The following is a 25,959-nucleotide window of genomic DNA, read 5'->3' as shown; positions in this document are numbered from 1 at the left end:
CAGGAGGGTTATCATGGTTACCATTAAAGGAATCGAACTTGAAGATTTACCGGCACTAAGCCAGCTATACAATGAGTTGATGGGAATGCCTACCAATGAACAGCAGATGAAAAAGATGTTTCATTACATACAGCAGAATGGCCATTATCATGTGCTTGGGGCATTTTACAATGGCAAACTGGTTGGGTCCGTTATGGGAATTGAGTGTATGGATCTGGTGGGTCCATGCAAACCGTTCATGGTTGTGGAAAATGTGATTGTATCGGATCAGGTACGCAGGCAGGGCATTGGGCAGAGGTTAATGCTCCAGATTGAGCGGATTGCAAAAGATATGGGTTGTGGTTACATGATTCTGGTGTCTGGCGATCAGCGTAAGGAAGCACATATATTTTATGAGAAGTTAGGTTTCAAGGATGAGAAGGTTCAGGGTTACCGAAAGCATCTTTAACAGACAGTTCAAGTGAAAATTTCTTACACAAGTGGAAGGATTACTTAAGGAACACGGCGAATAAGGCATAGTCTTAATAAAAGAAACGAATAAGAGGGAGGCACTCTTGTGTTCAAAAAATGGGCAAATGTTTTCATGGTTCTGAGCCTGGTATTCGCCGTATGTTCCCCAACCTCCTATGCTGCCGCCAAAACGGTAAAGGTAACCGTGACGCTGGTGAGCGCAGAGCTTGTCGAGAATAACTCTGTCGGTAATGAGTGGGCCATCGGAGCAAGTGTGAACGGCAAAGATCTGGAAGAGGGTTCGTCAGTCACCTTAAACCTGAAATCCACGGGTACGTTGAAACTGGAGGCCATCGCCGAAGAACAGGACAAAATTCCCGATTACGGGAGTAAAAGCACCAACGTCAAACTATCTTCGTTCTCCAAATCAACCAACAAGACACTTTCCGTGGTGGTGACCGAAAACAGAGGCCGATATTCTGGTAACACAGCGACTTGGGCGTTCAAGTTTAAGATTAGCAAGAAGTGAATAGGAACCATCCGTGAGAAAAGGGAGCCTAGCTCTCTTTTTTTAATGCGCAGATAATGGTGAACTGAAGGAAGACGACGTTTCGAGTCACGCTGATCTTTGTTAAACTAATGAGAACAACAGTATAGAATTAAAAGATGTATTTTGAAAAAAAAGTACATAGGAGGTTAACACAATCATGCGTATCGTAGATAACATTAAAGTCTGGGGGGAGCCGCTGGAGAACGCCGTAAGTCAGGCGGTGACTTGCTCGCAATATGGAGATGTATTGGGTGTGGCTCTGATGGCCGACCATCACAAAGGTTACTCGCAACCCATCGGTGGTGTTGTCGCTTATCGGAATATGATCAGCCCGTCAGGTGTCGGATATGATATTGCCTGTGGCAATAAGGCTGTGCGTACAAATCTGATGTGGGAAGATATTCGGGATCAGATTGTAACGATCATGGATGACATCAATTCGACCATTTCTTTCGGCGTGGGTCGTAACAATCCAACACCCGTGGATCATGAGCTGTTCGACGACGCGAGCTGGAAGCTGTTTGATACCATTGAACCGGGATTACAACATAAGCTGAAGACACTTGCACGCAACCAACTCGGAACCGTAGGCAGTGGCAATCATTTCGTGGATATTTTTGTAGAAGAGGCAACGGGGAAGGTGTGGATTGCAAATCATTTTGGCAGCCGCGGGTTCGGTCATAAAGTGGCGAGTGGGTTCCTTAACCTTGCGGCAGGACGTCAGTTCAGTGGCAAAGCTCCTGGCGAATCGATGGATCAACCGCCTACGTTGTTTGACCTGAACAGCGAAATGGGTGATATGTATTGGGACGCAATGACTTTGGCGGGCCGATACGCCTATGCAGGACGCGACTATGTCATTGAACAGGTGCTCGGAATTCTGGGGACAAGTGCTGAATACGCCGTACATAACCATCATAACTTTGCCTGGAAGGAACAACACATGGGTGAAGAGGTAGTTGTGGTCCGCAAAGGTGCAACGCCACTGGCACCCGGGCAACTCGGTTTTGTTGGAGGCAGTATGGGTGATATCTCGGTAATTGTGGAGGGGATCCACAGCGAGGAGAATACCGAGTCATTCCGCAGCACCGTACATGGGGCAGGGCGCACGATGAGCCGAACCCAGGCGGCTGGCAAAATGAATTACAAGCTGCGCACACGCATGGGCGGCGAGATTAGCGAAGCACAGATGCATGAGGCGATTCGTGCCTATGGCGTGGAGCTGCGGGGAGCGGGCACAGACGAAAGTCCGTATGTGTACAAGAAGCTACAAGACGTACTGAACGCACATGCGAATACGTTGAAGATCAACCATGTACTGCGTCCCGTTGGTGTCGCCATGGCCGGAGGTAATGAATTCGATCCATACAAGGATTAGTTAGAAAAGAGGGTGAACTTCATGAGGAATTGTGCGATATATAGCTCTCAGTTTGACCTAGATCAGCTGTTTGAATTGATTCAATCCATTTATCCTGAGGGTACGATTGAACGCCGGGAAGATAAGACCCATATTCAAGTGACTCAGAAAAAATGGCTCAGTAAGAAAACCAAAGGCTTTAATATCATGACCAGCCAGACACATCCTGAGGAATTTACGACAATGATTCAGGGGATGCTTGGATTTTTGGGTCAGATTAAAGGGCGCAATGCTTCGCTCCAGGAAAAGGTATTGATCAAATGTTCCACATTGAACATGGTGGTTGGTATTGAGACGGAAGAGGATATCTCGGAAGAATTCTTCGGCGAGTTATTACGGTTGGCTGATGCGCTGGATGCTGTTATCTTCTGGGGAGGTGGATCTCTGCTGAATGCACAAGGTCAGCTATTGCTGGATGTGAATGGAGAATCTGAGGTGGAGGATTACACGGTGACAGCGCACACCAGTTTCCTTGACGGTAACAGACCGCAGTCGGAGTCGGGCATTCAACGTAAAGCGCGGTCAGAGCAACTGTTGACTGAACAAGGCATTCCGTATAATGCGAACTTGCCCGTAAGGGCCGGAGACGAGCACACCACGATTCGGAGTAAAGAGGAAGTCGCGCGTCGTGCGGTTGCCCTATGTCTTGCCGCGCTTAAGGGTGAGTGTCTGGGAGCCGGCGAAAGTGCGGATGATACCGCAGCACTGGTTCAGGAAGTGATCGACAAGTATGAGGCTGAATCCTTTTTCTCACCCGCAGAGAAGAGGTTTATCGACCAGCACGGAGCAGAGCAGCAGGAGATTATCTCCTTCTCTTGGGGATATGAAGCGTACCACGTAATGTTGTGGGCGCTTGGTTATGTGAAGGAACTAGGTGCACCAACGGAGTTATGTAACGTAGGGAAGGATGTCGGTTATTTGCAGCAGAAGGATAGTTTTACCGACTTTCTCTCCGATGCATCTCTGCGTAACAAAAGCGAGATTCTGGATGAAGCAGATCTGATCTACCGTTATAACTGGGTGTGCGTGGATAGTCGGGTGAATGACAAAACACCTCCCGCTGGCCTGAATGGTGGAGTGGCTTATGAACGTCACCGTGCATTGAACTGGCTGATCTGTTATCTGGATCTGGCGTGGGATGATGTGCGTACAGATACGTAGAACGGGATGATGTGACGGCCTATTGTAAATAAACAATAAACATTACACAACATACAACAATGCAAATACCCCTTTAGCCGCACAAATACGGTTAAAGGGTATTTGATATTCTGCCATATTACCCACTATGTCTGCCAAACTGTTCACGAATAATGACATCAGCAAGAATCAACTTTTTCTCGACATTGCTCTCTGGATTCGCAATGCGCCATAACATCTGATCCACTGCACGCGCACCGAGTAACTCCTTGTTCACATTAACTGTGGCAAGTAATGGGATATTGTCGTATAGATTATCAAATCCCGTGACAACACACTGATCGGGTACACGAATACCCATACTCTCAAGGGCTTCTATGGTGTATAGCCCATAGAAATCATTCGCACATACAAACACTTCAGGCAGGTTATCCTCACTGATCACCGAAGTGAACGTCTGGCGGAACTCATCCAATGCCTGATTACTCAGCTCGGGAATCTGATGTATTTCCATCCCATGACCCATAAGCACAGAAGTGTATGCAATCCAGCGTTCATAGAAGCTATGAGCATCCCCGATATTGCCAACGAACTGGAATGTTTTGAAACCCTTGCGGAGCAAATAGAGCATGATCTCCCGCATGGATGCGAAGTTATCGGTGAATATGCTGTCACTGTGAAAAACAGGGTCCAGATGATCCACCATTACAACCGGAATACTAAGACGCTTGATTTCAAGCAGAATCGGGGTCGAGATAGAGCCAACGGTAATGATCCCTCGAATGGCATCCGGGTTGAGTAGGGTAAATAGCTGATCTGCTGAGGGTTCCGTTAAGGTCAGAATATTAATCCCTTTTTGGTTCAGCTTGGAAGAGATCCCGTTAAAGACGGGTCCCCAGTATACGGAGTCTTGATTTTGGTACCGAACATTGGGGAACAAAATCAAGATCGTTCCGCTTGAACGTGTGTTCTTTGGTTCCTGAAGTTCATGGCTGTTATACAGTTCACCAGACAACATGCTGTTATCTTTGAAATATCCAAGTTTGCCAGCGGCCTTGAGAATGACATCCCTCGTTTGATCGCTAACTCCCGATTTTCCAGACAAAGCTCGTGACACCGCGAATTTCGACAAACCCGTAAAATGTGCAATCTCCTGAATTGTTACCTTTGTCTTCATCATACCATCCTTACACTCGTAGTTCTGCCGTATTCCTTATTTGGAGCGATATCCAACTGATCCCGGGGCGTATCTTATAACTCCGAAAGGAGCAGATTTTGCCGAATTTTCGTTCCAGGCCAGGAACTTTTTCGCAGGCGTACCGGGGTACGTCAAGAGAAAGTGACGCAGCAGGGGGCGAAAAGGCGGTGAAAGATGCCCTTAAGTGAGATTTAAGACACGCCCTAGTATAACATGATGTATTTCTCTTAATCTAATAACGGACAGAGAATTCAAAATGTTAGTGATGCACAGTATTTTAGGATGAACGTTCAACGTGACGGTAAGCATATTTTCAGATAGAATGACGAATTTTGTCTGCTAAATTATTATTTTGTTATTTTATAAAAATAACAAAATAAACAAAGTTAGAATCATGGTTTAATATGTTTGTACTTAGAGTCCAGGATATTGAATAAGCTGTGATACAGGAATATTACAGCTTAATCAGCATTTTATCAGAGAAATAAGAAAATGTTAACAATAAAAATGTTGACGCTTACATTTTGCTGTGTTAAATTTTGTTTGTCAAAAACAAACAAGAAAATAACAAATGGTGGTGGTTGTTTATTTTCGATTGGTTGATGAATGGGGTTAATGATTTAGGGTGAACCATGATTGGTATACACATTCGGGGAGGTTGTTAAAATCATGATGAGAAGATGGAATGTTCTGCCTCTGATGTTATTGGCCGTGATGCTTTTTGTATCCGCTTGCAGTGGTGGGGGGACAGCGCAGACGGGGACCGAAGCAGAGGGAACAACGAACTCAGGTAACAGCACCGAGGTCGCTGAGACAGAGAAAGAGGGCGAAGCGGAAGAAGCTGTGGTTAATGTTCCTGATCTGGGTGGACGTGTCATCAAGGTCGCGGCCTGGTGGGACTTGAAACCGGCGGGAGAGACGGCCTCCGATAAGGCCAGACTTGATAAAATTGCAGAGGTCGAGAAGAAATACAACGTAAAACTGGAGTTTGTTAACGTACCTTTTGAAGAATACATGAACAAATTCACAACGTCTGCACTGGCTGGCGAACCGTTCGCCGACATCGTTCAGATGGAGTACAAATCCGCACTACCCGCCATCCTCAAAGGGCAACTATTGCCCATCTCCGAATTCACTACACCTGAGAACAACATCAACCAAGAGGCTAACCTGATTGCAAAATTTCCTGCCATTGCAGGCAACGAATATGCCTTCGAATCTCCAACCAGCATCGGTCTGGGACTTCACTATAACCGTGACTTGTTCAAAAAACTGTCATTACCTGATCCGCAGGAACTGTATAACCAAGGTGAATGGAACTGGGATAAATTCTTGGAACTCGCCAAACAGGCAACCAAAGATACCAATAACGACGGCAAAACTGACGTATACGGATTTTCTGGCTGGGCGCTTGATGTCGTTCGTCATTTTACCGCAGCCAATGGTGGAACGATCGTGGATGATACCAATAGCAAAGAAGGATTGTCCGATCCGAAAACGATTGAAGCTGCCGAATTTGTCAAACGCCTGTATAACGTGGAAAATGTCGTGAAGGTCAAAACCGGCGACAAAACCAATTGGGAGGAAAGCAATACGTTCAAAGATGGAGATGTAGCTCTTTTCACTGCTGCTGAATGGCAGTTGGGCGATCTCACCTTTGCGGTTGGTGTTGTGCCGATTCCGAACGGGCCACAGGGTAGCAAAGAGGTAACGTATGCAAACAACGCAGCATCAGCGAAGTTCATTCCTAAAGGTGTGGAAGATCCAAAGATCGTCTACCAAATCTATGAAGAGACTTTTGACATCCCGCAGATTGAAGAGTATCCAGGTCAAGATTATCTGGAGAGTCGTTATACCGACGAGAAGGATATTGCGATCATTCGCGAGCACATTGCCGGAACGGGCCGTATTTTGCTGGATGATGCCTACACGGGATACCCATTCGGGGATTATGTGAACGATATCATCAAAAACAATGCTTCCGTGACAGCAACAGCCGAGAAATACAAAGCACAGGCACAAGCCGCCATTGATAAACTCGGCAAACAATAACAACACTTATCACCAGCAAACGATTCAGGCAGGGGGCTCGTGTCGGCAATGTTGCACGGAGCCCCTTTTCCTGAACCACCAAATCGGCATTGCTGGCATCAGCCTTGATGAGGAGGACTCGTAGGATGGCTGGAATTCTACAACGTAAGACATGGATATTGTCCACAGTAATCATCGTGGCGGCAGCCTGCATCATTCTATATGTAACTTCCGGCGCTGATGGAAAGAGTGCAAACATTCCACCTGGCAGTCTGCCTGCCATTGAAGTGGATGCAGTCTTGCAGCAGACCCGGCAGAAAAAGGGATACGAACAGTATCGATCCGGAACGGATCAGGCTACACAGCCGAATGTGGACATCACCATTGAAGCAGGAGATTACATAAAAGCCGAAGGTGAAGACGTCCGCAAACTGACTAATTATGAGGGAATGGATGGTGTATCTCTCCATACCGGAGAGACCGGACAAGTTGATTGGACCATTAACGTGCCGGAGACCGGGCTGTATAACCTGTCCGCTACCTATTATCCCGTTGAAGGCAAGAGTTCGGCCATTGAGCGTGCATTGTACATTGATGGTGAACTTCCTTTTGCGGAAGCCGCCTATTTGCAGTTTGACCGGGTATGGGCGAATGAGAAAGATGTCGTTGAACAGGATAACCAAGGCAATGACCTTCGCCCGAGACAAGTGGAGCAACCACGCTGGCTGGAAGAAACGTTTCAGGACTCCGACGGGTACGAACAGACTCCATTCAAGTTTTATTTGGAAAAAGGGGAACACACGCTAACGCTAAAATCATCGCGTGAACCCATGGTGATTCGGTCCATTCGTCTTTTCAATGAGAAGACAGCTGTTCCTTACACAGAGACTGCAGGGGCACAACAATCGGACTCCTCTGGGCAGCCGAAGGATGTACTGATTCGCATTGAAGGAGAAGCCGCGATTGCCAAATCTTCACCTACGTTATACCCGACCAGCGAAAGGTCAAGTTCTGCTGTATCTCCTTATAGCGCTTCCCAGGTACGCATCAATACGATTGGCGGCTTTAATTGGCGTCTGCCAGGACAATGGATTGAATGGGAAGTGGATGTGCCGGAAAGTGGACTGTATCATATCGGTTTTACCGCTCAGCAGAATTTTGTCAAAGGCATCTATTCTACACGCAAACTGACCATCGATGGTGAAGTTCCGTTTGCAGAGATGGCGAAAGCACCTTTCCGTTATCAAAGTGACTATCGTATTGACGTGATGGGCGGCAAGGAAGCATACAAGTTTCACATGGAAAAAGGAAAACATGTGCTGCGGCTGGAGAACAGCCTCGGGGACTTCGCACCGCTTATCCGCAATGTGGAGGACAGTCTGTACAACTTGAACTCCATGTACCGACGTATTCTGATGATTACAGGCACCAAGCCTGATGAATTCCGTGATTACCGGGTGGAAAAACAGATTCCGAACCTGCTGGAAGTATTCAGCGGAGAAAGTAAACGTCTCAAGGACGTGGCCGCACAGCTTCGTCTTCTGTCAGGACAGTCCAGCGATCAGGAAGCACTGATTAAGACGATGGCGCTGCAACTGGACGAGATGATTGACAAGCCAGATACCATTCCAAGACGGCTTGCGGCTTATAAAACCAATACAGGCGGTCTCGGCACATGGGTGCAGCAGGCACGAGAGCAGCCCCTTGAAATCGATGCACTGTACGTCACTTCGATTGACCGCGATATTCCTGGAACAGGTATGGGGCCACTTGCCAAGCTTGGTCATGAAGCGAAGATATTCTATCATTCGTTCTTCATTGATTATAACCAGATTGGTAATGTAGCTACATCTGAAGATCAGCGTACGGTAACCGTCTGGATTGGTAGCGGACGTGACCAGGCGAATACGATGAAAGCGATGATTGACAAGACCTTCACACCAGACAGTGGCATTAACGTCAATCTGAAGCTGGTGAATATGGGAACCTTGCTGCCAGCGACCTTGTCTGGTGAAGGACCGGATGTAGCGATGCAGATAGGTAATGATCTGCCGGTGAACTTTGCGATGCGGAACTCGGCTGTAGATCTGACGCAATTCAGTGATTATAGCACCGTGGAACGGGAGTTCAGGGAAAGTGCAATCGTGCCGTATGCCTATGATTCAGGCGTATATGCCCTGCCGGAAACACAAACCTTTAACATGCTGTTTTATCGTAAAGACGTGCTCGAAGAACTCGAACTTGAAGTGCCTCAGAACTGGGAGGATGTCGAAGCTCTGCTCGCGATTCTGAGCAAGAATCATATGGAATTTGGTATGCCGATTGTGACCCAGGCGAATATGCAAGGTGTCAATATTCCGCCGAACTCGCAGTATGCCACGATGCTGCTTCAGAACGGCGGTGCCTTCTATCGTAACGATGACAAGGAGTCGGATCTGGATTCAAGGATCGGAATTGAGACGTTCAAGCAGTGGACGGAGTTCTATACCGATTACAAGTTAGAGCGGGAATATGATTTTGCCAACCGTTTCCGGACAGGACAGATGCCTATCGGACTAACGGATTACACCATGTACAACCAATTGTCCGTATTTGCACCGGAGATTCGCGGACTATGGGGATTCGTTCCTGTCCCGGGAACCGTTCAAGCAGATGGTACCTTGAATCGGGACGTACCGGGTGGAGGCAGCGCAGTCATGATGCTGGAGGGTGCCAAGGATCAGGATGCGGCGTGGGAGTTCATGAAGTGGTGGACCAGTACACCGATTCAAGCTGAATTCGGGCGGGAGATGGAAGGGCTGATGGGTGCCGCTGCCCGTTATCCAACGGCCAACATCAAGGCGCTGGATTCCCTGCCGTGGCCTGCGGAGGATTACGCCAATCTCAAGGCACAATTCGAAACGGTGAAGGGCATTCCTGAAGTACCCGGTGGTTATTTTACAGGCCGCCATCTATTCAATGCATTTTACAAAACCGTTGTTGGCCAAGTGGAAGCCAGGGAATCCATCATGGATTATACCCAATATATTCAGGACGAGATTCGCGTCAAACGTAATGAATTTGGTCTTCCGTAAGCAGAGGGAGGGTTAATCGTGCCACAAATATCACTCCGAGACGGACAAAACAGTCCTCCTGAGAAAGCGTCAAGGATGGGCATGAAATCGTGGTGGAGCTGGAAGCTCCAGGAAATGAAGGCCAGCAAACATTCCTATGTTCTGCTTGCACCTTATATGCTCCTGTTCCTCATGTTTACCGTGATTCCGGTTGTCATCTCGATCATACTCAGCTTCACCTACTTTAACATGCTGGAATTCCCGCGTTTTATTGGCTGGCAGAACTATACTCGCCTGTTTCTGGAGGATGATGTATTCCTGATTGCGATCAAGAATACGCTGCTGTTTGCCATCATTACCGGACCGATCAGTTATATTGCCTGCTTTGTCTTCGCGTGGATCATTAATGAGTTAACACCGAAATGGAGAGCGTTCATGACGCTGATCTTCTACGCGCCCTCCATCTCGGGCAATGTGTATTTTATCTGGCTGATGATCTTCTCGGGAGATCGTTATGGCATTGCGAATGGGTTGTTGATCAAATGGGGTTTTCTGCTGGAGCCAATCCAGTGGCTGAAGACGGAAGCCTACATTATGCCTATTCTCATTCTCGTGCAGCTATGGCTGAGTCTCGGAACCGGATTTCTTGCGTTTATCGCTGGTTTGCAGACGGTGGACCGGACATTGTACGAAGCGGGAGCGGTGGATGGGATCAAAAATCGCTGGCAGGAACTATGGTACATTACCCTGCCTTCGATGCGTCCACAGTTGATGTTCGGCGCAGTCATTCAGCTCACAACCTCGTTTGCCGTGGCCGATGTGTCGATCGCGCTGGCCGGGTTCCCAAGTGTGAACTATGCAGCAGAGACTGTGGTGACCCATTTGATCGACTTTGGTACTACGCGGTTTGAGATGGGGTATGCATCAGCAATTGCCACCGTGCTGTTCATGATTATGGTGGGCACCAACTTGCTGGTCCAGAAACTGCTTCGAAGGGTGGGAGAATAGCTATGGCTGCAATTGCGACAGGCAAAAAGCGGGTGAATCGCTCGCTATCGGGAAGCCTCTCCCTGTTTGCCCTTCTGCTCGTATTTGGTGCCTTCATGGTGCTGCCGCTGATCTATGCGATCAACAATGCATTTAAACCATTGGATGAGATTTTTACCTTTCCACCAACGCTGTTTGTCAAAAATCCGACGTTCAGCAACTTTACAGATCTGCTGAACCTGCTGAGTGACTCGTGGGTGCCTTTCTCACGTTATATATTCAACACGGTATTTATTACAGGCATCGGTATCGTAGGCCATGTACTGCTAGCTTCCGCAGCGGCGTACCCACTTGCCAAACACAAGTTTCCGGGCAAAGTATTCATGTTCCAAGTGGTCGTACTGTCACTGATGTTCACACCTGCGGTAACGGCAATTCCGAACTATATGATCATGTCATGGCTCGGATGGATCGACACCTACTGGGCCGTCATTATTCCGGCATTTGCCTATTCACTCGGGTTGTATCTGATGAAACAGTTCATGGAGCAGATCCCGGATGCGCTGCTGGAAGCGGCCAAGATTGATGGTGCCAGTGAATACCGGATCTTCTGGTCCATTGTCATGCCCAATGTGAAACCAGCTTGGCTGACATTGATCATACTGCTGTTCCAGATGTTATGGGGCAGTGATGGCAATGGATACATCTATAGTGAACAGCTCAAGACCCTGCATTATGCAGCAGGGCAGATTATTCAGGGCGGAATATCCCGGGCAGGAGCGGGTGCTGCGGTAGCACTGATTTTGATGAGTGTGCCGATCACGCTATTTATTTTCTCTCAGAGCCGAATCATTGAGACGATGGCGAGCTCGGGCATGAAGGATTAAGGGGGAACGATATGGCACGCACAGTGAAAAGATGGCTTGTTCTCCTGGCGGCAGTATCTCTGCTGCTGGTGAATGCCGTGCCTGCGGCGGCCTCCCCGGCGCCGTATGAGAGTTATAACTACAACTACTGGAAAGAGGCTGTTCCTTCACCAGATGCCTATCTGCCCGAGCGTACCATATCAGGCCGTGATCTCGGCATTAGTGAGTTTAAAGACCCTGGTGATGTGAATGTTTCACCTTCCGGGTTGATCTATATTTTGGATAGTGGCAACAGCCGAATTGTTGTATTGGACCCAGGCTTTAAGCTGCTGCGCGTCATTGATGGATTCATGATGGATGGTAGCAAGGAGACCTTCAACCTTCCGGGCGGATTGTTCGTGGATGAGCAAGAACGCATATACGTCGCCGATACAGGCAACGGTCGTGTGGTTGTCCTGGATGGAGAAGGGACACTGATTCAAACCATCACGAAGCCCGAGTCGGATATCCTGTCGACCCAATTCCAGTTCCAGCCTTTGAAGCTGACGGTGGACCATGTAGGCCGAGTGTATGTTGTGGCGCAGGGGGTCTACGAAGGGATTATGCAGTTTGACGAGAGTGGGAAATTTATCGGATACGTCGGTACGAACAAAGTGGAGCGGGACTACGGCGAATATATCTGGCGCATGTTATCCACCAAAGCCCAGCGCGCACAGATGGTTCTCTTTGTTCCAACGGAGTTCTCCAATGCGGATATTGACCACAAAGGATTTGTGTATGCAACGAATATTGATCCCGGCTCAAATGAACCGATCAAACGGCTGAATCCGTCTGGTGAAGATGTACTGAAGCGGTTTGGTTATTACGACGTCAAAGGTGATATCCGGTTCCGCAACAATCCGGGTCCATCCAAACTGATCGATGTGAAAGTGCTGGGCGACGGCATGTACAGTGTATTGGATGCGACACAGAACCGGGTGTTCACGTACGACGATGAAGGTCATCTGCTCTACATATACGGTGGCAAAGGAAATCAGGTGGGCACGCTCAAAACACCTGTCGCGATTGAACAATCTGGTGAGCATCACTTGGTTCTGGATCGGGGCAAGAACAACCTTGTTGTCTATGAGCCAACCCGTTTTGGTGCCCGTGTGAATGAAGCGGTGGCACTCCACTATCGGGGCGAGGACACGGAGGCCGTAAATATATGGAGAGAAGTGCTGAAGCTGAATGCCAACTATGACATCGCTTATATCGGTATCGGCAAGTCCTTATTAATGGAGAAGAAAAACGAGGAAGCGCTAAGTTACTTCGAACTTGGAATGGACCGCAAGAGTTATTCTGTGGCGTTCAAGAGGCATCGGCGGGAGATGATGAAGGAACATTTTGGTACATTCCTGACCGCTGTAATCGCGCTGATTGTCATTCTGATCCTGACCCGGGTGACGGTTAAATGGAGACGGAGGAGGCAGGTTGATCGTGAAGCAGGATTTCATTAAGTTTCCGCTGCATCTCATTTTTCACCCCATTGATGCATTCTGGGACCTCAAGTCAGATAACCGGGGACGGCTGTTTGTTGCTTTTGCAGCATTGGCGCTTACCATTGTTATGATGATTTTGCAAAAGCAGTACGCAGGATTTCTCGTTAATTACATCGATCCTCGTACGATTAACAGCATCATCGAAATCGCCACGGTTGCAGTACCTTTCTTTCTATGGTGCATGGCCAACTGGGCGGTAACAACTTTGATGGAAGGGGAAGGCAAGTTCAAGGAAATCGTTCTGGCGACAGGTTACTCGCTCATTCCGGTTATTCTGATCTATGCCCCAATGATCGTGATCAGCCGTTTTATGGTGCAGGAGGAGACTGCTTTTTATTATCTGTTCAATAGTATTGCGTTCTTCTGGTTTGTACTGCTTCTGTTCATTGGCATGATGACGGTACACCAGTACACGGTGATTAGAACAATCATTACGATGGTGCTGACGCTCATTGTGATGGGCATTATTGTATTCCTTGGCGCACTGGTCTTCAGCATGCTGCAACAGCTGTACGAATTCGGTTATAACATTTACCGCGAGTTGATTTTTCGGACCTAAAGGAGGCGGCATCCGTGAACAAAAGGCAACGATTATATACGGTGCTGGCTGGTGGTGCAGCTGTAATCATGATTGCAGCCGGGCTGCTGTATATAAACAACAGGGGGATTCCTGCCGTAGAAGCCGCGGCTTATCTGGATACGACAACCAAAGCCATGCCCGTCACGGAGGACCCGTTGCAGTTCCTTAGCGACTCCTCGCAGGGTGTGCCTGGTATGCAACTGGTCGCTGAAGATCAGAGACTCGCCCTGTACTATAACGAGGAGACAACGGAAATTGCAGTACGTGACGGGAAAAGTGGAGAGATCTGGTACAGCAACCCGAAAGAACGGGCTGAGGACGGTCTTGCTTCCGCATATGAAAAAGAGGTGCTGTCCTCCCAGTTGAATGTGTCTTTCCGGGATGCGATGGGCACACTGGAGAACTTTCCGAATTTCAGTTCCAGTATCAGCAACAAACAATTCACTGTGGGGCAGATCGATCAAGGGATACGGGTGAATTATACCCTTGGGGATACATCACTTGGCATTGATGCGCTGCCGAAGTTGATTAGCAAACAGCGACTGGAGGAGAAGGTTCTTTCCAAGCTGGATGCTACTGTCGCAAGATACACATCTGCCCGATATTATCCAACCAAGAACAATCCGGATATTCTGGAGCGGCTGGATGGACAGATCTCGAAGCAACTTGTGCTGAATAAGATGCTGGGTGCCTTTGAGACGGCGGGGTATACGGCGGACGATCTGGCTTTTGACAATCAGGAGAATGGAGTCGAAGGCGGAGGTGTGTCGGATAAGCCGAGCTTCGTCATTTCTGTGGAATATCGACTTGAGCAGGGGGCACTCGTTGTGACCGTGCCTCTGAGCCAAATAGAAGAAAGTGGGCAATACCGCATTCGGAATATTGATTTGCTCGCTTACTTCGGCGCTGCGGATACAAAGGGCGAGGGTTACATGCTCGTACCTGACGGTTCCGGCAGCCTGATCCACCTAAACAACGGGAAAACCCAGGAAGAGCAGTATGTACAGCGCGTGTACGGCGCAGACCCCAATGATAATTCGCTCAGTCGTCCTCAGGTTAGTGAATCCGCGTATATGCCTGTGTTTGGTCTGAAGAACGGGGAGAATGCCTGGTTTGCGGTGATTGAAAAAGGGGACGGTATTGCCAGTATCTCTGCGGATATTGGAGGCAGACAGAATAGCTACAACCATGTACACGCGACCTTCTCCCTGCGCGGGGAGGATGAGCTGGAGATGTACACCTCGCAGAAAATGCAGGAGATCCAGCTGCTTAGCGAAGAGCCTTTCCGTGGAGATATTCAGGTCCGTTATCATTTCCTTCATGGAGAAGATGCCAGTTACTCGGGTATGGCCCGCCTGTATCAGCAGCAGTTGATCGAGCAGGATGTATTGAAGCCGCTCGCAGAACAGACGGAGTTGCCGTTTTATGTAGATGTGCTTGGTGCAGTGGACAAAAAGGCTTCGTTCCTGAGTGTGCCCTATCGAACCACCTTAGCCATGACCACGTACGAACAGGCTACAGAAATGGCAGCAAAGTTACAGCAGGATGGTGTTGAACGTGTACAAATGCGGTATCAAGGATGGTTTGGCGGTGGCATCAGTCATCATACGCCAACCCAGGTGAAGTTGGACAGTGAAGTGGGCAGTCGTTCCGAACTGCAGGCGTTGTCCACCAAGCTGGAGCAGTCGGGTGGAGCACTGTTCCCGGATGTGGCTTTCCAGCACATTTATCACGATGATATGCGCTTTGCTCCTTCCTCGGATGCAGCGCGGTTTGTAACAAAGGAGACAGCAGAATTGTATCCGTACAATCCTGCACTTAATCGCATGGATCAGAGTAGGGACAGCTATTATTTGCTCTCAGCGGCCAAGCTTCCTTATGTAGTGAGTGAGTTTGCTGACAAATTCAATAAATTGGATCTCGGCGGATTATCCCTTCGTGATCTCGGGCAGGTCCTGACTTCCGATTATCGGGATAGTCGGGTGATTCATCGGGAGACGGCGAAGAACATTGTGAAGGAGCAGTTGGGCAAGCTGGAACAGTCCTATCCGAACCTGATGATATCTGCTGCAAATAGCTACGCTTGGGGAAGTGCGCAACATGTTGTAAATGTGCCCGCAGGATCGAGTCGGTTCAATATTACCGATGAAGAAGTTCCTTTTTATGCGATGGTCATTCATGGATACATGAACTATGCGGCATCTCCGATGAATACGTCGGGGGATCAGGATCTCCGCAAACAGTTGCTGCGCAGCCTGGAGTTTGGGGCAGCTCCATATTTTCAATGGACCTATGAACCATCATCCAGGCTGAAGCTGACGAATTATGATTCGGCCTATGCGACGGAGTATGCATATTGGGTGGATGACGCTGTTGCCTTGTATAAGCAGGCCAATGAAGTGCTGGGAAATCTGGCGAATGAGCAGATTCTCAAGCATAAACGCATTCAGGATGGCGTGGTCCGGATCATCTATACTGGCGGTACATCCATCCTTGTGAATTACAATGCGGATGCAGTAACCGTGGATGGAACAACGGTTGGCGGGACGGATTATGTGGTGGGAGGAGTGAACCGATGAGAACCATTCGATTATCGCTGAAGTCACGGAGAGCGTTGCTTGGACTTGCATTTATTTCTCCGTGGCTGCTCGGTTTCATCTTCCTCTTTGCCACACCACTCCTGCAATCGATTCGGTTCAGTTTGAGTAATCTGTCCGTTGCTCCGGGCGGGTACGTTCTGGACTTCGTTGGATTTAAAAATTTCAAGGATGCACTTCTGGTTGATGCTACATTCAACCGGATTCTGGTCGACTCGGTAGGAGCGATGCTACTGAATGTGCCGATGATTCTGTTCTTCAGTCTGTTCACGGCGACACTGCTCAACCAGAAGTTCAGAGGCAGAACGATGGCACGTGCGATCTTTTTCCTGCCGGTTATTTTGGCTTCCAGTGCAGTTGCAGCAGCTGAGTCTGCGGGATTAATCAATCTGATGGGGGATGCAAGTGCGGTGGATGCATCAGCCGAAGGCGGTGCTTCGTTCAATGTGGTGTCCATTGTGCGGATGCTGGCGGATGTGGGATTGCCGATGGCCTATGTGGATTACATTGTAGAAGCCATCATGCGGATCTATGAGATTATTAGCAGCTCTGGCGTCCAGATTCTGATCTTCCTCGCTGCACTGCAATCGGTACCGGGATCGATGTATGAGGTTGCAAAGATCGAAGGGGCGACAGCCTATGAATCATTCTGGAAAATTACATTTCCCATGGTCAGTCCGTTGATTCTGACAAATGTCATCTATACGATCATTGATTCATTTGCGGGGAGTCCAGTCACACAGGCCATCTACCAAACCGCATTCAAAACCCAGAACTTTGGCTTAAGCTCGGCGATGTCCTGGCTGTACACACTGGTGATTGGTCTTGTCCTGATCGTAGTAGGCTGGGTGCTGTCACGGCGGGTTCACTACAACTGACGGTTAACATTAAGGGAGGCTTCAGATTATGGCTGCATCAGGGACAGATCGCATGGTGGTAGTTCCGAAGCAGAATTATCACATGCATCGGGTGCGAAACAAAACATCGGACCTTCTCTATTCCATATTCAGATATGCACTGGTCATCGGCATTTCATTTATTATTTTGTACCCGCTATTTCTCAAAGTGTCAGTTGCATTCAAGGATAAACAGGATATCTACAATCCAACGATTTATATGATTCCTCAGCATTTTACGCTGGATAATATCCGGCTAGCGGCGCAAGTGATGGATTACCTGCCTCTGCTGGCGAACACGTTATTGTTCGTTACCATCACAACGCTTCTGACAGCGATATCCTGTGCACTTGCCGGATACGGCTTCGCCCGATTTTCGTTTCCGGGTAGTAATGTGCTCTTTGTGCTGGTGATTCTTACGATTCTGGTGCCAACAAGCACGCTCATGGTGCCGATGTATCTGCATTTCCGCAGCTTTGACTTTCTCGGCATTATCCAGTTGTTCTCGGGAAAGAATGGCATCAATCTGCTCAATACGTATTGGCCTTCCATGATTACGGCTGCTACAGCGGGAGGGCTGAAGGCGGGGCTGTTCATCTATATTTTCCGTCAGTTCTTCAAGGGCATGCCAAAGGAAATCGAGGAGGCCGCACTGATTGACGGTGCAGGTGGATTTAAAACGTTTGGCCGTATCATGTTACCCAATGCAATCTCGCCGCTGATTACGGTCATTCTGTTCTCGTTTGTATGGCAGTACAATGATACATTTTATTCGGCATTATTCATGAGTGAAAGTCCACTGATCTCGCTGAAGGTGGCTTCCTTACCTGCTCAGGCGAACCAGTTGATTCCGCAGCTGATGGGCTTTGGCTCGAACTCGGGCATCAAGGCCGACCCGAACTATGTGGCGATGATTGTGGATACAGGCATTTTGCTGGCTATTGCACCGCTGATTATTCTGTATCTGTTCGTGCAACGTTACTTCGTGGAGAGTATTGAACGTTCCGGTGTAGTGGGTTAACATGGTAAATCCAATTGGAGGTGTAGAGATGACAGTGCGTGAGATCAGCAGAGTTCCGGTGAATGAAGCAGCGACTCCCGAAGCCCGAGAGCTGATGGCGTTCCTGGTCGAGCGTTATCAAAAAGGGATGTTGTCAGGCCAGCAGGACTACAGCAACCTGAACTGGATTAATGAAAACACAGGCCGCAAACCAGCTGTGATTGGCTTTGATCTCATGGAATATTCGCCATCAAGAACAGAGCGCGGCGCGGTCTCCCAGGAGATCCGGGATGCGATTGCATGGCACCGACAAGGTGGCATTGTGACGCTGTGCTGGCACTGGAATGCACCGACAGATCTGATCGATGAACCAGGTAAAGAGTGGTGGCGGGGGTTTTACACGGATGCGACCACCTATGATCTTGCCTCCGCGCTGGCTGATACTGAATCGGATGCATATCAGTTATTGATTCGGGATATCGATGCGATTGCATTTCACTTGCAAGAGTTGAAGGATGCTGGTGTGCCTGTATTATTTCGACCACTTCATGAAGCGGAGGGTGGCTGGTTCTGGTGGGGAGCGAAAGGCCCCGAACCTGCCAAACAGTTGTATCGTTTGTTGTATGATCGATTGGTTCAAGAACATCAGCTGCACAATCTCATCTGGGTCTGGAACTCGGAAAAACCGGAATGGTATCCGGGTGATGATGTCGTGGATATTGTCAGTGTGGATGTATACCCTGAAGCAGGAGATCACAGCCCGTTGGCTGCACATTACACCAACCTGCGAGAGCTCGTACAGAACGGCAAAATCATCGCACTGGCCGAGAACGGCTCCATCCCTGACCCTAAGCAGATGAAGGAACAGGATGTACACTGGAGTTGGTTCTGTACCTGGACAGGTGGATTCCTGAGAGACGGGACGCATAATGATGTGGCGTTTTTGAAGGAATTGTACCATAGCAAAGAGGTCATTACGCTCGATCAGTTACCGAAGTGGAGTTGGCTATAAGACCCCACTTCCAACTTGAATTGGAATCAATGAAGCGTTAGTATTCGCTGTAAGAATTCATGCGAATACTAACGCTTCATTTGTTGGTAGCGCACATATGTAAGTGGAATCCATGACCCCTAAAACATTAGAAGTTGAGCAACACTCTAGTTTGACGGGTGTAACATAGCTTGGATATTGGTATGTAAAGTCACGCTGGAAGTGAATAAAATGTACGATTGATTAACCGTGCGGATCAGAATCCTCTCGCTTGTGCCATTGACTGGACCGATCCGAATGGCGGATGGTTCGCTTCCACCGTACGTATCATCCAGGGTGACCGATGTGATATGTGTGATGGGAATTTCAATTTTGGAAAACTGCCACCGGATGACCAGTTGATCTTCTACTTTTTTCACGTTAACACCAAACATAGGATGACCTCCTGTTGTGATTCATATTATTGAAGTAATTTCGTATGTCCAGTTTATCATATTTTGGATAAAATTACCTTATTAATAATAAAGAGTAACGATCTCTGTCAACTGATATCAGGGATGGAAACTTGATGTAAAACATACAGGATTAACCATGATATATATCGAATACAAATAGAGAAATTAGAGAACTTATACTCCAACACAAAGGGTGTGCCACATGACGAATCTATTCGAACATTGTTCAGGTCAAACATTATCTGCCAACCTGAGATGGCTGAACGAGCCAGCAGATTGGTCCATTGAAGACGGCAAAGTAACGATAACCGTTTCGCCAATCAGTGACTTTTTCATTGATCCGGGAGGTGAGCCGGTGAAAGCTTCAGCTCCATTTTTACATACGATAGTCAAGGGAGATTTCAGCATCGTCACTCAAGTACAGGTGGACATGAAAGAACAGTATGACTCCGGGTGCCTGATGGTGAGGGTGGACGATACGAATTGGGCTAAAGTCTGCTTTGAGTATTTTGAGGAACAGCCGTCCATTCTTAGTGTTGTTACTCGTGGTAACTCGGATGATTGTGTATCAGCACCTGTAGACGTTAATAAGCCTTATTTACGTGTAGCCCGGGCAGGCAACAGCTTTGCTTTCCATTATTCTCAGGATGGAGAGAAGTGGAAGCTGGTTCGTTATTTCGGACTCGACTGCCCGGAAGAGATCAAAGTTGGCATTGTGGCCCAATCCCCGATTGGACAAGGGACAACGGTTACTTTTACAGACGTACAGCTTCAACATGGAGTGACCGGAAGTGTCCGCCGGGTAAAATAACAGCGATCAGAAGGTTGTTCTGTCATTTATTTCACCCGAATTAACATTCCGAACAGACCGAGTATAGCAAAGGCCAGAAATGCCGTTGTATTGGAAAACACTTCGATCGTATAACCTGCCATAGATGAGCCAAGGAATTGCCCAACACCCAGCGCGAGAAAGGCAAGGCTAATTCCGATGGACACATTTGGACTGAATAGTCTCGTCGCCCAAACGATAAATACACTGGTCAGGAAAATATACGTGCTGCCAAATATGATCGCAGAGATGAGACTGGCAGTCATTGAAGGCAGAAGGATAACCCCGAGCGAAATAGCCAATAACAGTATGCCTATTCGGTAGGACCACCCAATCTCGAACCGTTCAATAATGCGACCAGCGCATCCACCGATTATCCCCATAACCCCCATCACAATCCAGAACAACACGGCTTCCGAATCGGAGGCCCCTTTCTCGTCTGTGAGGAAGTTCCGGGCAAAGGTCCAGTAGATTGCAGAACTGAAACCTGTCAACAGACAAGCCATGAGCAGAGCAGACCCTGGTCTGGTAGGTTTCATACATGTCCAGAGAGACTTGGTACAAGGCAGTGTCTTGGTTGCCGGAATAACACGTCTGTTCCACAAAAGAACCACAACACCGATTACAGCAAACAGGATGTAGGTTAGACGCCAGTAATCCGTGAACAGCCAGTAGAGTGGACCTGATATTACAATTCCGAAGCTGGTCCCTGTGTTAATCCAGCTGTTGCCTCTTGCTTGTAGCTCGGGAGCAAGCTCGGCATTAACCGTGTTACCGAGGGCTGGAGAGGCCCAGCCTGTACTCAAACCTGCTAGAAATATACTAAATGTAAGAACCCATGCATTCTGAGCCAAGGCGATGCCGGTTAATCCGAGCACTGCGCTGATCCCTGCCAATTGAATGACATAATGATGTCCCTTGCGATTAATCAACAGTGGTGCAGTTAGAAGGGACAGACAGTAGGCAATATACGTTCCTGAGTTAATCGCGCCAGAGGCTGCATCATTTAATTGTAAGGCTTCCGAAATTTCCGGCATAAACAATCCATAACTGAATCGCCCGAATGCATAACATACAGCGATAAGTGCAATGCCTGGAAAGATAATTTTTTTCATTAAATCCACCGCCTTTTAGATAGAACGATCATTATATTTCTCATTAAATAAAAAAGTGAGTTGAACTACTAACTCACCCGGAATAGCATTACTTGAAACTGGTCTGCGTCATATGGATCAGCTCACGGCAGACGTTATTTACATTTTCTGTCTCAGCAAGTGCAGTGGAACCCTCCAGCAGCAGGGAGAATCGCAATAGATCTCGATCACTTGCAGTAGGCGCCAATGTTTGGATTAAAGTTCGCATATGTCTTTTGTGCGCATTTACTGTCTGCACGATGATATGATCTGCATGACCTCCGAATTCTTCTTTGGCGCGTAGAAATAAGCAACCTCTTGATTCGTGTTCCTTCAACCAGGTTGCATGTCCTTCAGCCAGATTGAGGAACATAGGTTGTGCTTTATTGTCTGCATATTGCCTGAGCTGTTCTAAATAACGCTGTTCGCGTCGCAAGAGTACCTGGACAATGAGATCATCCTTGGACTCAAAGTGATTGTATAGCGTCATAATCGCAATCCCGGCATCCGTGATAATCCGCTTCAAACCGATGGAATGGAAGCCATGGAGGTAGAATAATTCTTCAGCCACGTTCAAAAGCATTTCTTTTTTGCTGCTCATATTCAATGATACTCTCCCTTCAAAATAAGATAGAACGATCATTATACTTGTAGGCTATAATAATTCGTAGACATTGTCAAATGTTGTGACTCCCCTTTTCTTTGGTTAGTTCAAAGCCTGGGCAGGGCGTTATATGAACAACGTCTTTGCACATTAACCGGACATATGAGAGCACAACATGACAGGTTTTTGGGTGGTTTATCCGTTATATTAGACATCAAGGAGTGATTATTACATGAACTGGATCAACGCATTACAGGTCGCTATTCAATATATGGAAGACCACTTGCTCGAAAATATGACGATGGAGCAGATTGCAGCACAGGTCCATATCTCTCCTTTTCATTTTCAACGTACCTTTGCCTTATTAACGGATGTTACTGTAGCCGAGTACCTAAAACGCAGACGATTGACACTGGCGGCACATGAGCTTCTACAAAGTGATCACAAAATCATTGATCTGGCGTTTAAATACGGTTATGACACACCGGAATCTTTCTCCAAAGCATTTCGTAGACAACATGGGATCGCACCCAGTGAGGCTCGTAAGAATGGTAACGCTATCCAATCGTATAATCGTCTGGTGATTCAAGTGAGTCTAAAAGGAGCAGAACCGATGAAATATAAAATCGTTGAACATCCCGAATTTACGTTGGTCGGAGTAGAGCAGACTTTCTCATATGCAGATGGAGAACATCTGCAAGGAATCGGAAAGATGTGGCAGGAAGCGTGGACGAGCGGTACAGAGGATCGTTTATTTGAACTGAACAACAGGGATATTCCAGGGTTACTTGGCGTCGTTGTGGATCAGAGCGAAATCCAGGAAAAACAGATGCAATACTGGATTGCTACGACTTACGATGGTGAAGTACCGGAAGGATTATCAAGCTTCACTATGCCTGCTTCCAAATGGAGTGTATTTGAAGTAGAAGGCCCGATGCCGGAGAGTATGCAGCTTCTATGGAAACGGATTATTTCGGAATGGTTTCCATCCAACCCGTATGAGCACGCATATATGCCGGAGCTGGAAGTATATCCGGGGCCCAATCAACCGCCACAAATCTGGATACCGATTAAATAAATTTTAACCGTTTCAAACTCGATCATTGTAGCCCATAAACATTCGGATAACCGAAGCTGTTTATGGGTTATTTGGTTGTGATGAATCAGAGATTCGAAGTTGTACAGAGGATGTTCAAGCGTTGTTCATTTTATTGCGGATAGGTAAACATGATATATTGGAACGAAGGTTAACAGCAATAAGAGGACAACGAGGTAAACCGCAGGAGGCAGATATGTTATATGAGAACCCATTCATTCAGACGATCATCCAACACGAGCAATTAATGCGTGACCTGCGGAGAGTTCGTAGTCTCCATTTGCCTCAAAGTTACATAGGTGCAGGATATATTCGTAATTATTGAATAATAAGTGATTTGCGGAATAGTGGGTACAAGAAGGAGTGTCTACGGATTTGATAAAAAAGTTCTTACAAAAAAATGGACTGATCATTGATCTTGTCCTGTTGGCATGTTTTGTGGCGTTCCTGGCCTTCTGGGGCCAAAGATTCCCAGTCATGTTTTTCGGAATGATCACGGTGGCTTTTATCGTTCTAAGACGGATTGACTATCAGAAGCATGTTATTCTGAAACGGATTATCCTTACCGGAATTAGCGTGGCTGCCGTCTCTTTTGTCATTATCGAAGCCCTTGTATTCACACAGCTCGGTGCGAATGATCCGGATGAGGCAGACTATGTCATTATTCTGGGTTCAGGCATCCGTGGAACGGAATTGTCATTGACCCTGAAACAAAGGTTGGATGCAAGTTTGGACTACATTCGCAGCCACCCTCAGACACCCGTCATTGTATCGGGTGGGCAGGGACCTGGAGAATCCATTCCTGAAGCGCTCGCCATGAAAAACTATCTAATTGAACAGGGGATTAACCCCGTCCAAGTCATTATGGAAGATCGCTCCACAAGTACACAGGAGAATTTGGCCTTTTCCAAAAGAATCATTCTTGAATCCGGGTTAGAGCACCCTGAGATCATGATTGTCACCAGTGACTATCATATGTTCCGTTCCAAATACATCGCTGCCAAGAACGGTTATGCAGCAGAATACGGCATATCGGCCCCGTCACCGGGTTATCTGAAACCCGTCAACATGATCCGTGAATATTTTGCTACGATCAAAACATTTATCTAATGCACATGACAGAAAAAAGCAAACAGGACGAAGCGGAGATCTATGATCTATGCTTCGTCCTGTTGCATATAAGGATGGCTATTGCTCCTTAACGATAGGTTATTTTTCTGAAGGAGCAGGTACAGTTACTGAAACCTTATCCCCAGGGAGAGCTACCATTTCAGGAGATTCACCAGTAAAAGGAACAGTGGCTGATTCTACAACTTTAGCCTCAGAAGGTTCAGTAGTAGATGGAACAGTAGTAGAAGGTACAGTAGCAGACGGAACTGGCACAGCTTCGGAAACTTCATCCTCAGGGAGAGCCACGATCTCAGGAGTTTCGGAAGTAGAAGGAGCAGTTACAGCTTCGGAAATTCCAACCTTGTTGGGAGAAGCTACGATTTCAGAAGATCCACCCGTAGAAGGAACAGTCACAGCTTCAGAAGCCTCAGCCTCCACTTTAACCGTGTGGTTTGATGCCCATACGGCGGTGGACGTACTTACACCTGTAATAAGCAGGAGGGCTCCCATACTTAACATCCAATGTTTCTTTTTCAGTTTCTTTACATTAAACATAATCATCAATCTCCTTTTTAATTGTTTGCCTTCACCCGATAGGGACGAACAAAATTGAGCAGGCATTTTCTTGGTTCCCGCCATCACATTTAAAATTGTCTCACCATATCGTCTGCGTTCTTCGTGGGACATCTCTTTCACCACATCTTCGTCACAGGCCAACTCGCTCCAGGTATGAATGTCCCTGCGAATCATATGAATCAGGGGATTGAACCAGTGCAGGGCACTAACCCCCAAGGTCAAAGCTTTGACCCACAGATCTTTATGTTTTAGATGTACCAACTCATGATGAATTACCATACTGATGTCCATTTTCACCGTATTTTCGGGTGGCAGATATATCGTGGGTTTAAACAAGCCAACCAGTATAGGGCTTCGTACTAGCGTGCTGTGAGCAAGCGTGATATTACGTTTGAGACCCAAAGCTTCTTTGATTAATGGTAGCTGTACAGCTGCTTCACTATGACAGAGGACTGGGGTACGTGTACGAGATAATTCATTCAGAAATCTTCGATAACAGTACACCTGCCATGCAGAAAAACCAATGACTCCAATGCCCCAGACGCATAACAAGAACCAGGCTGTGGTTACCGAGATGGTTTGTTCCGGGATAAACGTTCCTGCAAGTACATCCGAAGCTGCTGCATTCTCCGTACCTGGTATAGTTGATGTCGTTTGGAATGCAATATCCAAAAGCCATGAAAGGCCAAGAGATACCGGGAACAGATAAAACAAGATAGCCAGTTTACCGAGTCTGTAGAGCCACTTGGTCGGAAAGACAGATACGGGTATAAGTCGTAGTGCCAAAATACAAACAGAAACGATACTTCCCGCCACGGTCAGGCTGCACAGAATCTCAAAAAAGATATTCATCATCTGC

23 protein-coding genes are annotated in these 25,959 nt (G+C 47.5%); 18 read left to right on the top strand and 5 right to left on the bottom strand.

Features of this window, described 5'->3' with window-relative positions; all coding sequences use genetic code 11:
* The first annotated feature begins 13 nt into the window (after positions 1-13).
* The 4 genes from MKY28_RS17605 (at position 14) to MKY28_RS17590 (ending at position 3,578) form a co-directional block, all read left to right on the top strand.
* Positions 14-448: a GNAT family N-acetyltransferase gene (locus tag MKY28_RS17605; protein ID WP_074094238.1), complete on the top strand. Its 435-nt coding sequence runs from the start codon at positions 14-16 to the stop codon at positions 446-448.
* 108 nt (positions 449-556) lie between these two features.
* Positions 557-979 (top strand): hypothetical protein, encoded by a 423-nt coding sequence (locus MKY28_RS17600; RefSeq protein WP_243391476.1) that lies wholly within the window; start codon positions 557-559, stop codon positions 977-979.
* A 178-nt stretch (positions 980-1,157) separates the two neighbouring features.
* The gene (locus MKY28_RS17595) at positions 1,158-2,378 is read left to right on the top strand and encodes an RtcB family protein (RefSeq protein WP_340936488.1); all 1,221 of its coding nucleotides are present in this window, start codon (positions 1,158-1,160) and stop codon (positions 2,376-2,378) included.
* Positions 2,379-2,399: 21 nt separating this feature from the next.
* Entirely contained in the window at positions 2,400-3,578 is a 1,179-nt protein-coding gene (locus MKY28_RS17590; RefSeq protein WP_340936487.1) for a DUF4272 domain-containing protein, read from the top strand.
* 118 nt (positions 3,579-3,696) lie between these two features.
* Here MKY28_RS17590 and MKY28_RS17585 read toward each other — a convergent pair whose 3' ends face one another.
* The gene (locus MKY28_RS17585; protein ID WP_017689723.1) at positions 3,697-4,734 is read right to left on the bottom strand and encodes a LacI family DNA-binding transcriptional regulator; all 1,038 of its coding nucleotides are present in this window, start codon (positions 4,732-4,734) and stop codon (positions 3,697-3,699) included.
* A gap of 693 nt (positions 4,735-5,427) precedes the next feature.
* Between MKY28_RS17585 and MKY28_RS17580 the strand changes: the two genes are divergently transcribed.
* The 10 genes from MKY28_RS17580 (at position 5,428) to MKY28_RS17535 (ending at position 19,318) form a co-directional block, all read left to right on the top strand.
* Positions 5,428-6,807, top strand: coding sequence for an ABC transporter substrate-binding protein (locus MKY28_RS17580; protein WP_340937961.1), 1,380 nt, complete (start codon positions 5,428-5,430; stop codon positions 6,805-6,807).
* Positions 6,808-6,932: 125 nt separating this feature from the next.
* On the top strand, positions 6,933-9,860 hold the full coding sequence (locus MKY28_RS17575) for an extracellular solute-binding protein (protein WP_340936486.1): 2,928 nt from the start codon (positions 6,933-6,935) through the stop codon (positions 9,858-9,860).
* 75 nt (positions 9,861-9,935) lie between these two features.
* Complete coding sequence (locus tag MKY28_RS17570) at positions 9,936-10,847, top strand: carbohydrate ABC transporter permease (protein WP_047842211.1); 912 nt, start codon at positions 9,936-9,938, stop codon at positions 10,845-10,847.
* Between the two features lie 2 nt (positions 10,848-10,849).
* A complete protein-coding gene (locus MKY28_RS17565; protein ID WP_017689719.1) occupies positions 10,850-11,713 on the top strand; it encodes a carbohydrate ABC transporter permease in 864 nt (287 codons plus the stop codon).
* Positions 11,714-11,724: 11 nt separating this feature from the next.
* Positions 11,725-13,191, top strand: a complete 1,467-nt coding sequence (locus tag MKY28_RS17560; protein ID WP_340936485.1) for an NHL repeat-containing protein — start codon at positions 11,725-11,727, stop codon at positions 13,189-13,191.
* Entirely contained in the window at positions 13,172-13,792 is a 621-nt protein-coding gene (locus MKY28_RS17555; protein WP_076209262.1) for a YIP1 family protein, read from the top strand. The genes MKY28_RS17560 and MKY28_RS17555 overlap by 20 nt, the downstream gene beginning before the upstream one ends.
* A gap of 14 nt (positions 13,793-13,806) precedes the next feature.
* Complete coding sequence (locus tag MKY28_RS17550) at positions 13,807-16,392, top strand: DUF5696 domain-containing protein (RefSeq protein WP_340936484.1); 2,586 nt, start codon at positions 13,807-13,809, stop codon at positions 16,390-16,392.
* Positions 16,389-17,288, top strand: a complete 900-nt coding sequence (locus MKY28_RS17545; protein WP_340936483.1) for a carbohydrate ABC transporter permease — start codon at positions 16,389-16,391, stop codon at positions 17,286-17,288. Before MKY28_RS17550 ends, MKY28_RS17545 begins: the two co-directional genes overlap by 4 nt.
* A 28-nt stretch (positions 17,289-17,316) precedes the next feature.
* Positions 17,317-18,327 (top strand): carbohydrate ABC transporter permease, encoded by a 1,011-nt coding sequence (locus tag MKY28_RS17540; RefSeq protein WP_340936482.1) that lies wholly within the window; start codon positions 17,317-17,319, stop codon positions 18,325-18,327.
* 1 nt (position 18,328) lies between these two features.
* Positions 18,329-19,318 (top strand): glycosyl hydrolase, encoded by a 990-nt coding sequence (locus tag MKY28_RS17535; protein ID WP_340936481.1) that lies wholly within the window; start codon positions 18,329-18,331, stop codon positions 19,316-19,318.
* A gap of 146 nt (positions 19,319-19,464) precedes the next feature.
* On the opposite strand, the gene MKY28_RS17530 is transcribed toward MKY28_RS17535, so the two are convergent.
* Complete coding sequence (locus MKY28_RS17530) at positions 19,465-19,731, bottom strand: SunI/YnzG family protein (protein ID WP_017689713.1); 267 nt, start codon at positions 19,729-19,731, stop codon at positions 19,465-19,467.
* A 223-nt stretch (positions 19,732-19,954) separates the two neighbouring features.
* Between MKY28_RS17530 and MKY28_RS17525 the strand changes: the two genes are divergently transcribed.
* Positions 19,955-20,563: a DUF1349 domain-containing protein gene (locus MKY28_RS17525; protein WP_101313290.1), complete on the top strand. Its 609-nt coding sequence runs from the start codon at positions 19,955-19,957 to the stop codon at positions 20,561-20,563.
* A 26-nt stretch (positions 20,564-20,589) separates the two neighbouring features.
* Here the strand turns inward: MKY28_RS17525 and MKY28_RS17520 are convergent, their stop codons facing one another.
* Both MKY28_RS17520 and MKY28_RS17515 read right to left on the bottom strand, forming a co-directional pair.
* Positions 20,590-21,696: an MFS transporter gene (locus MKY28_RS17520; RefSeq protein WP_340936480.1), complete on the bottom strand. Its 1,107-nt coding sequence runs from the start codon at positions 21,694-21,696 to the stop codon at positions 20,590-20,592.
* Positions 21,697-21,784: 88 nt separating this feature from the next.
* Positions 21,785-22,315 (bottom strand): TetR/AcrR family transcriptional regulator, encoded by a 531-nt coding sequence (locus MKY28_RS17515; protein ID WP_340032292.1) that lies wholly within the window; start codon positions 22,313-22,315, stop codon positions 21,785-21,787.
* 235 nt (positions 22,316-22,550) lie between these two features.
* Here MKY28_RS17515 and MKY28_RS17510 point away from each other — a divergent pair, with 235 nt between their 5' ends.
* The 3 genes from MKY28_RS17510 (at position 22,551) to MKY28_RS17500 (ending at position 24,524) form a co-directional block, all read left to right on the top strand.
* Complete coding sequence (locus MKY28_RS17510; RefSeq protein WP_076252512.1) at positions 22,551-23,396, top strand: AraC family transcriptional regulator; 846 nt, start codon at positions 22,551-22,553, stop codon at positions 23,394-23,396.
* A 214-nt stretch (positions 23,397-23,610) separates the two neighbouring features.
* Positions 23,611-23,739 carry a nucleotidyltransferase family protein gene (locus MKY28_RS17505; protein WP_143781264.1) on the top strand — a complete coding sequence of 43 codons (129 nt, stop codon included), beginning with the start codon at positions 23,611-23,613 and terminating at the stop codon, positions 23,737-23,739.
* A 50-nt stretch (positions 23,740-23,789) separates the two neighbouring features.
* A complete protein-coding gene (locus tag MKY28_RS17500; RefSeq protein WP_339188715.1) occupies positions 23,790-24,524 on the top strand; it encodes a YdcF family protein in 735 nt (244 codons plus the stop codon).
* A gap of 99 nt (positions 24,525-24,623) precedes the next feature.
* Here MKY28_RS17500 and MKY28_RS17495 read toward each other — a convergent pair whose 3' ends face one another.
* Positions 24,624-25,952 carry a M56 family metallopeptidase gene (locus MKY28_RS17495; protein ID WP_340936478.1) on the bottom strand — a complete coding sequence of 443 codons (1,329 nt, stop codon included), beginning with the start codon at positions 25,950-25,952 and terminating at the stop codon, positions 24,624-24,626.
* Positions 25,953-25,959: the final 7 nt, after the last annotated feature.

The sequence above is a fragment of the Paenibacillus sp. FSL R5-0473 genome (assembly GCF_038004565.1).
GTDB classification, from domain to species: domain Bacteria; phylum Bacillota; class Bacilli; order Paenibacillales; family Paenibacillaceae; genus Paenibacillus; species Paenibacillus amylolyticus.
The sequence above is the reverse complement of the archived record's forward strand: the minus strand, read 5'-3'. Positions and strand labels throughout refer to the sequence as shown.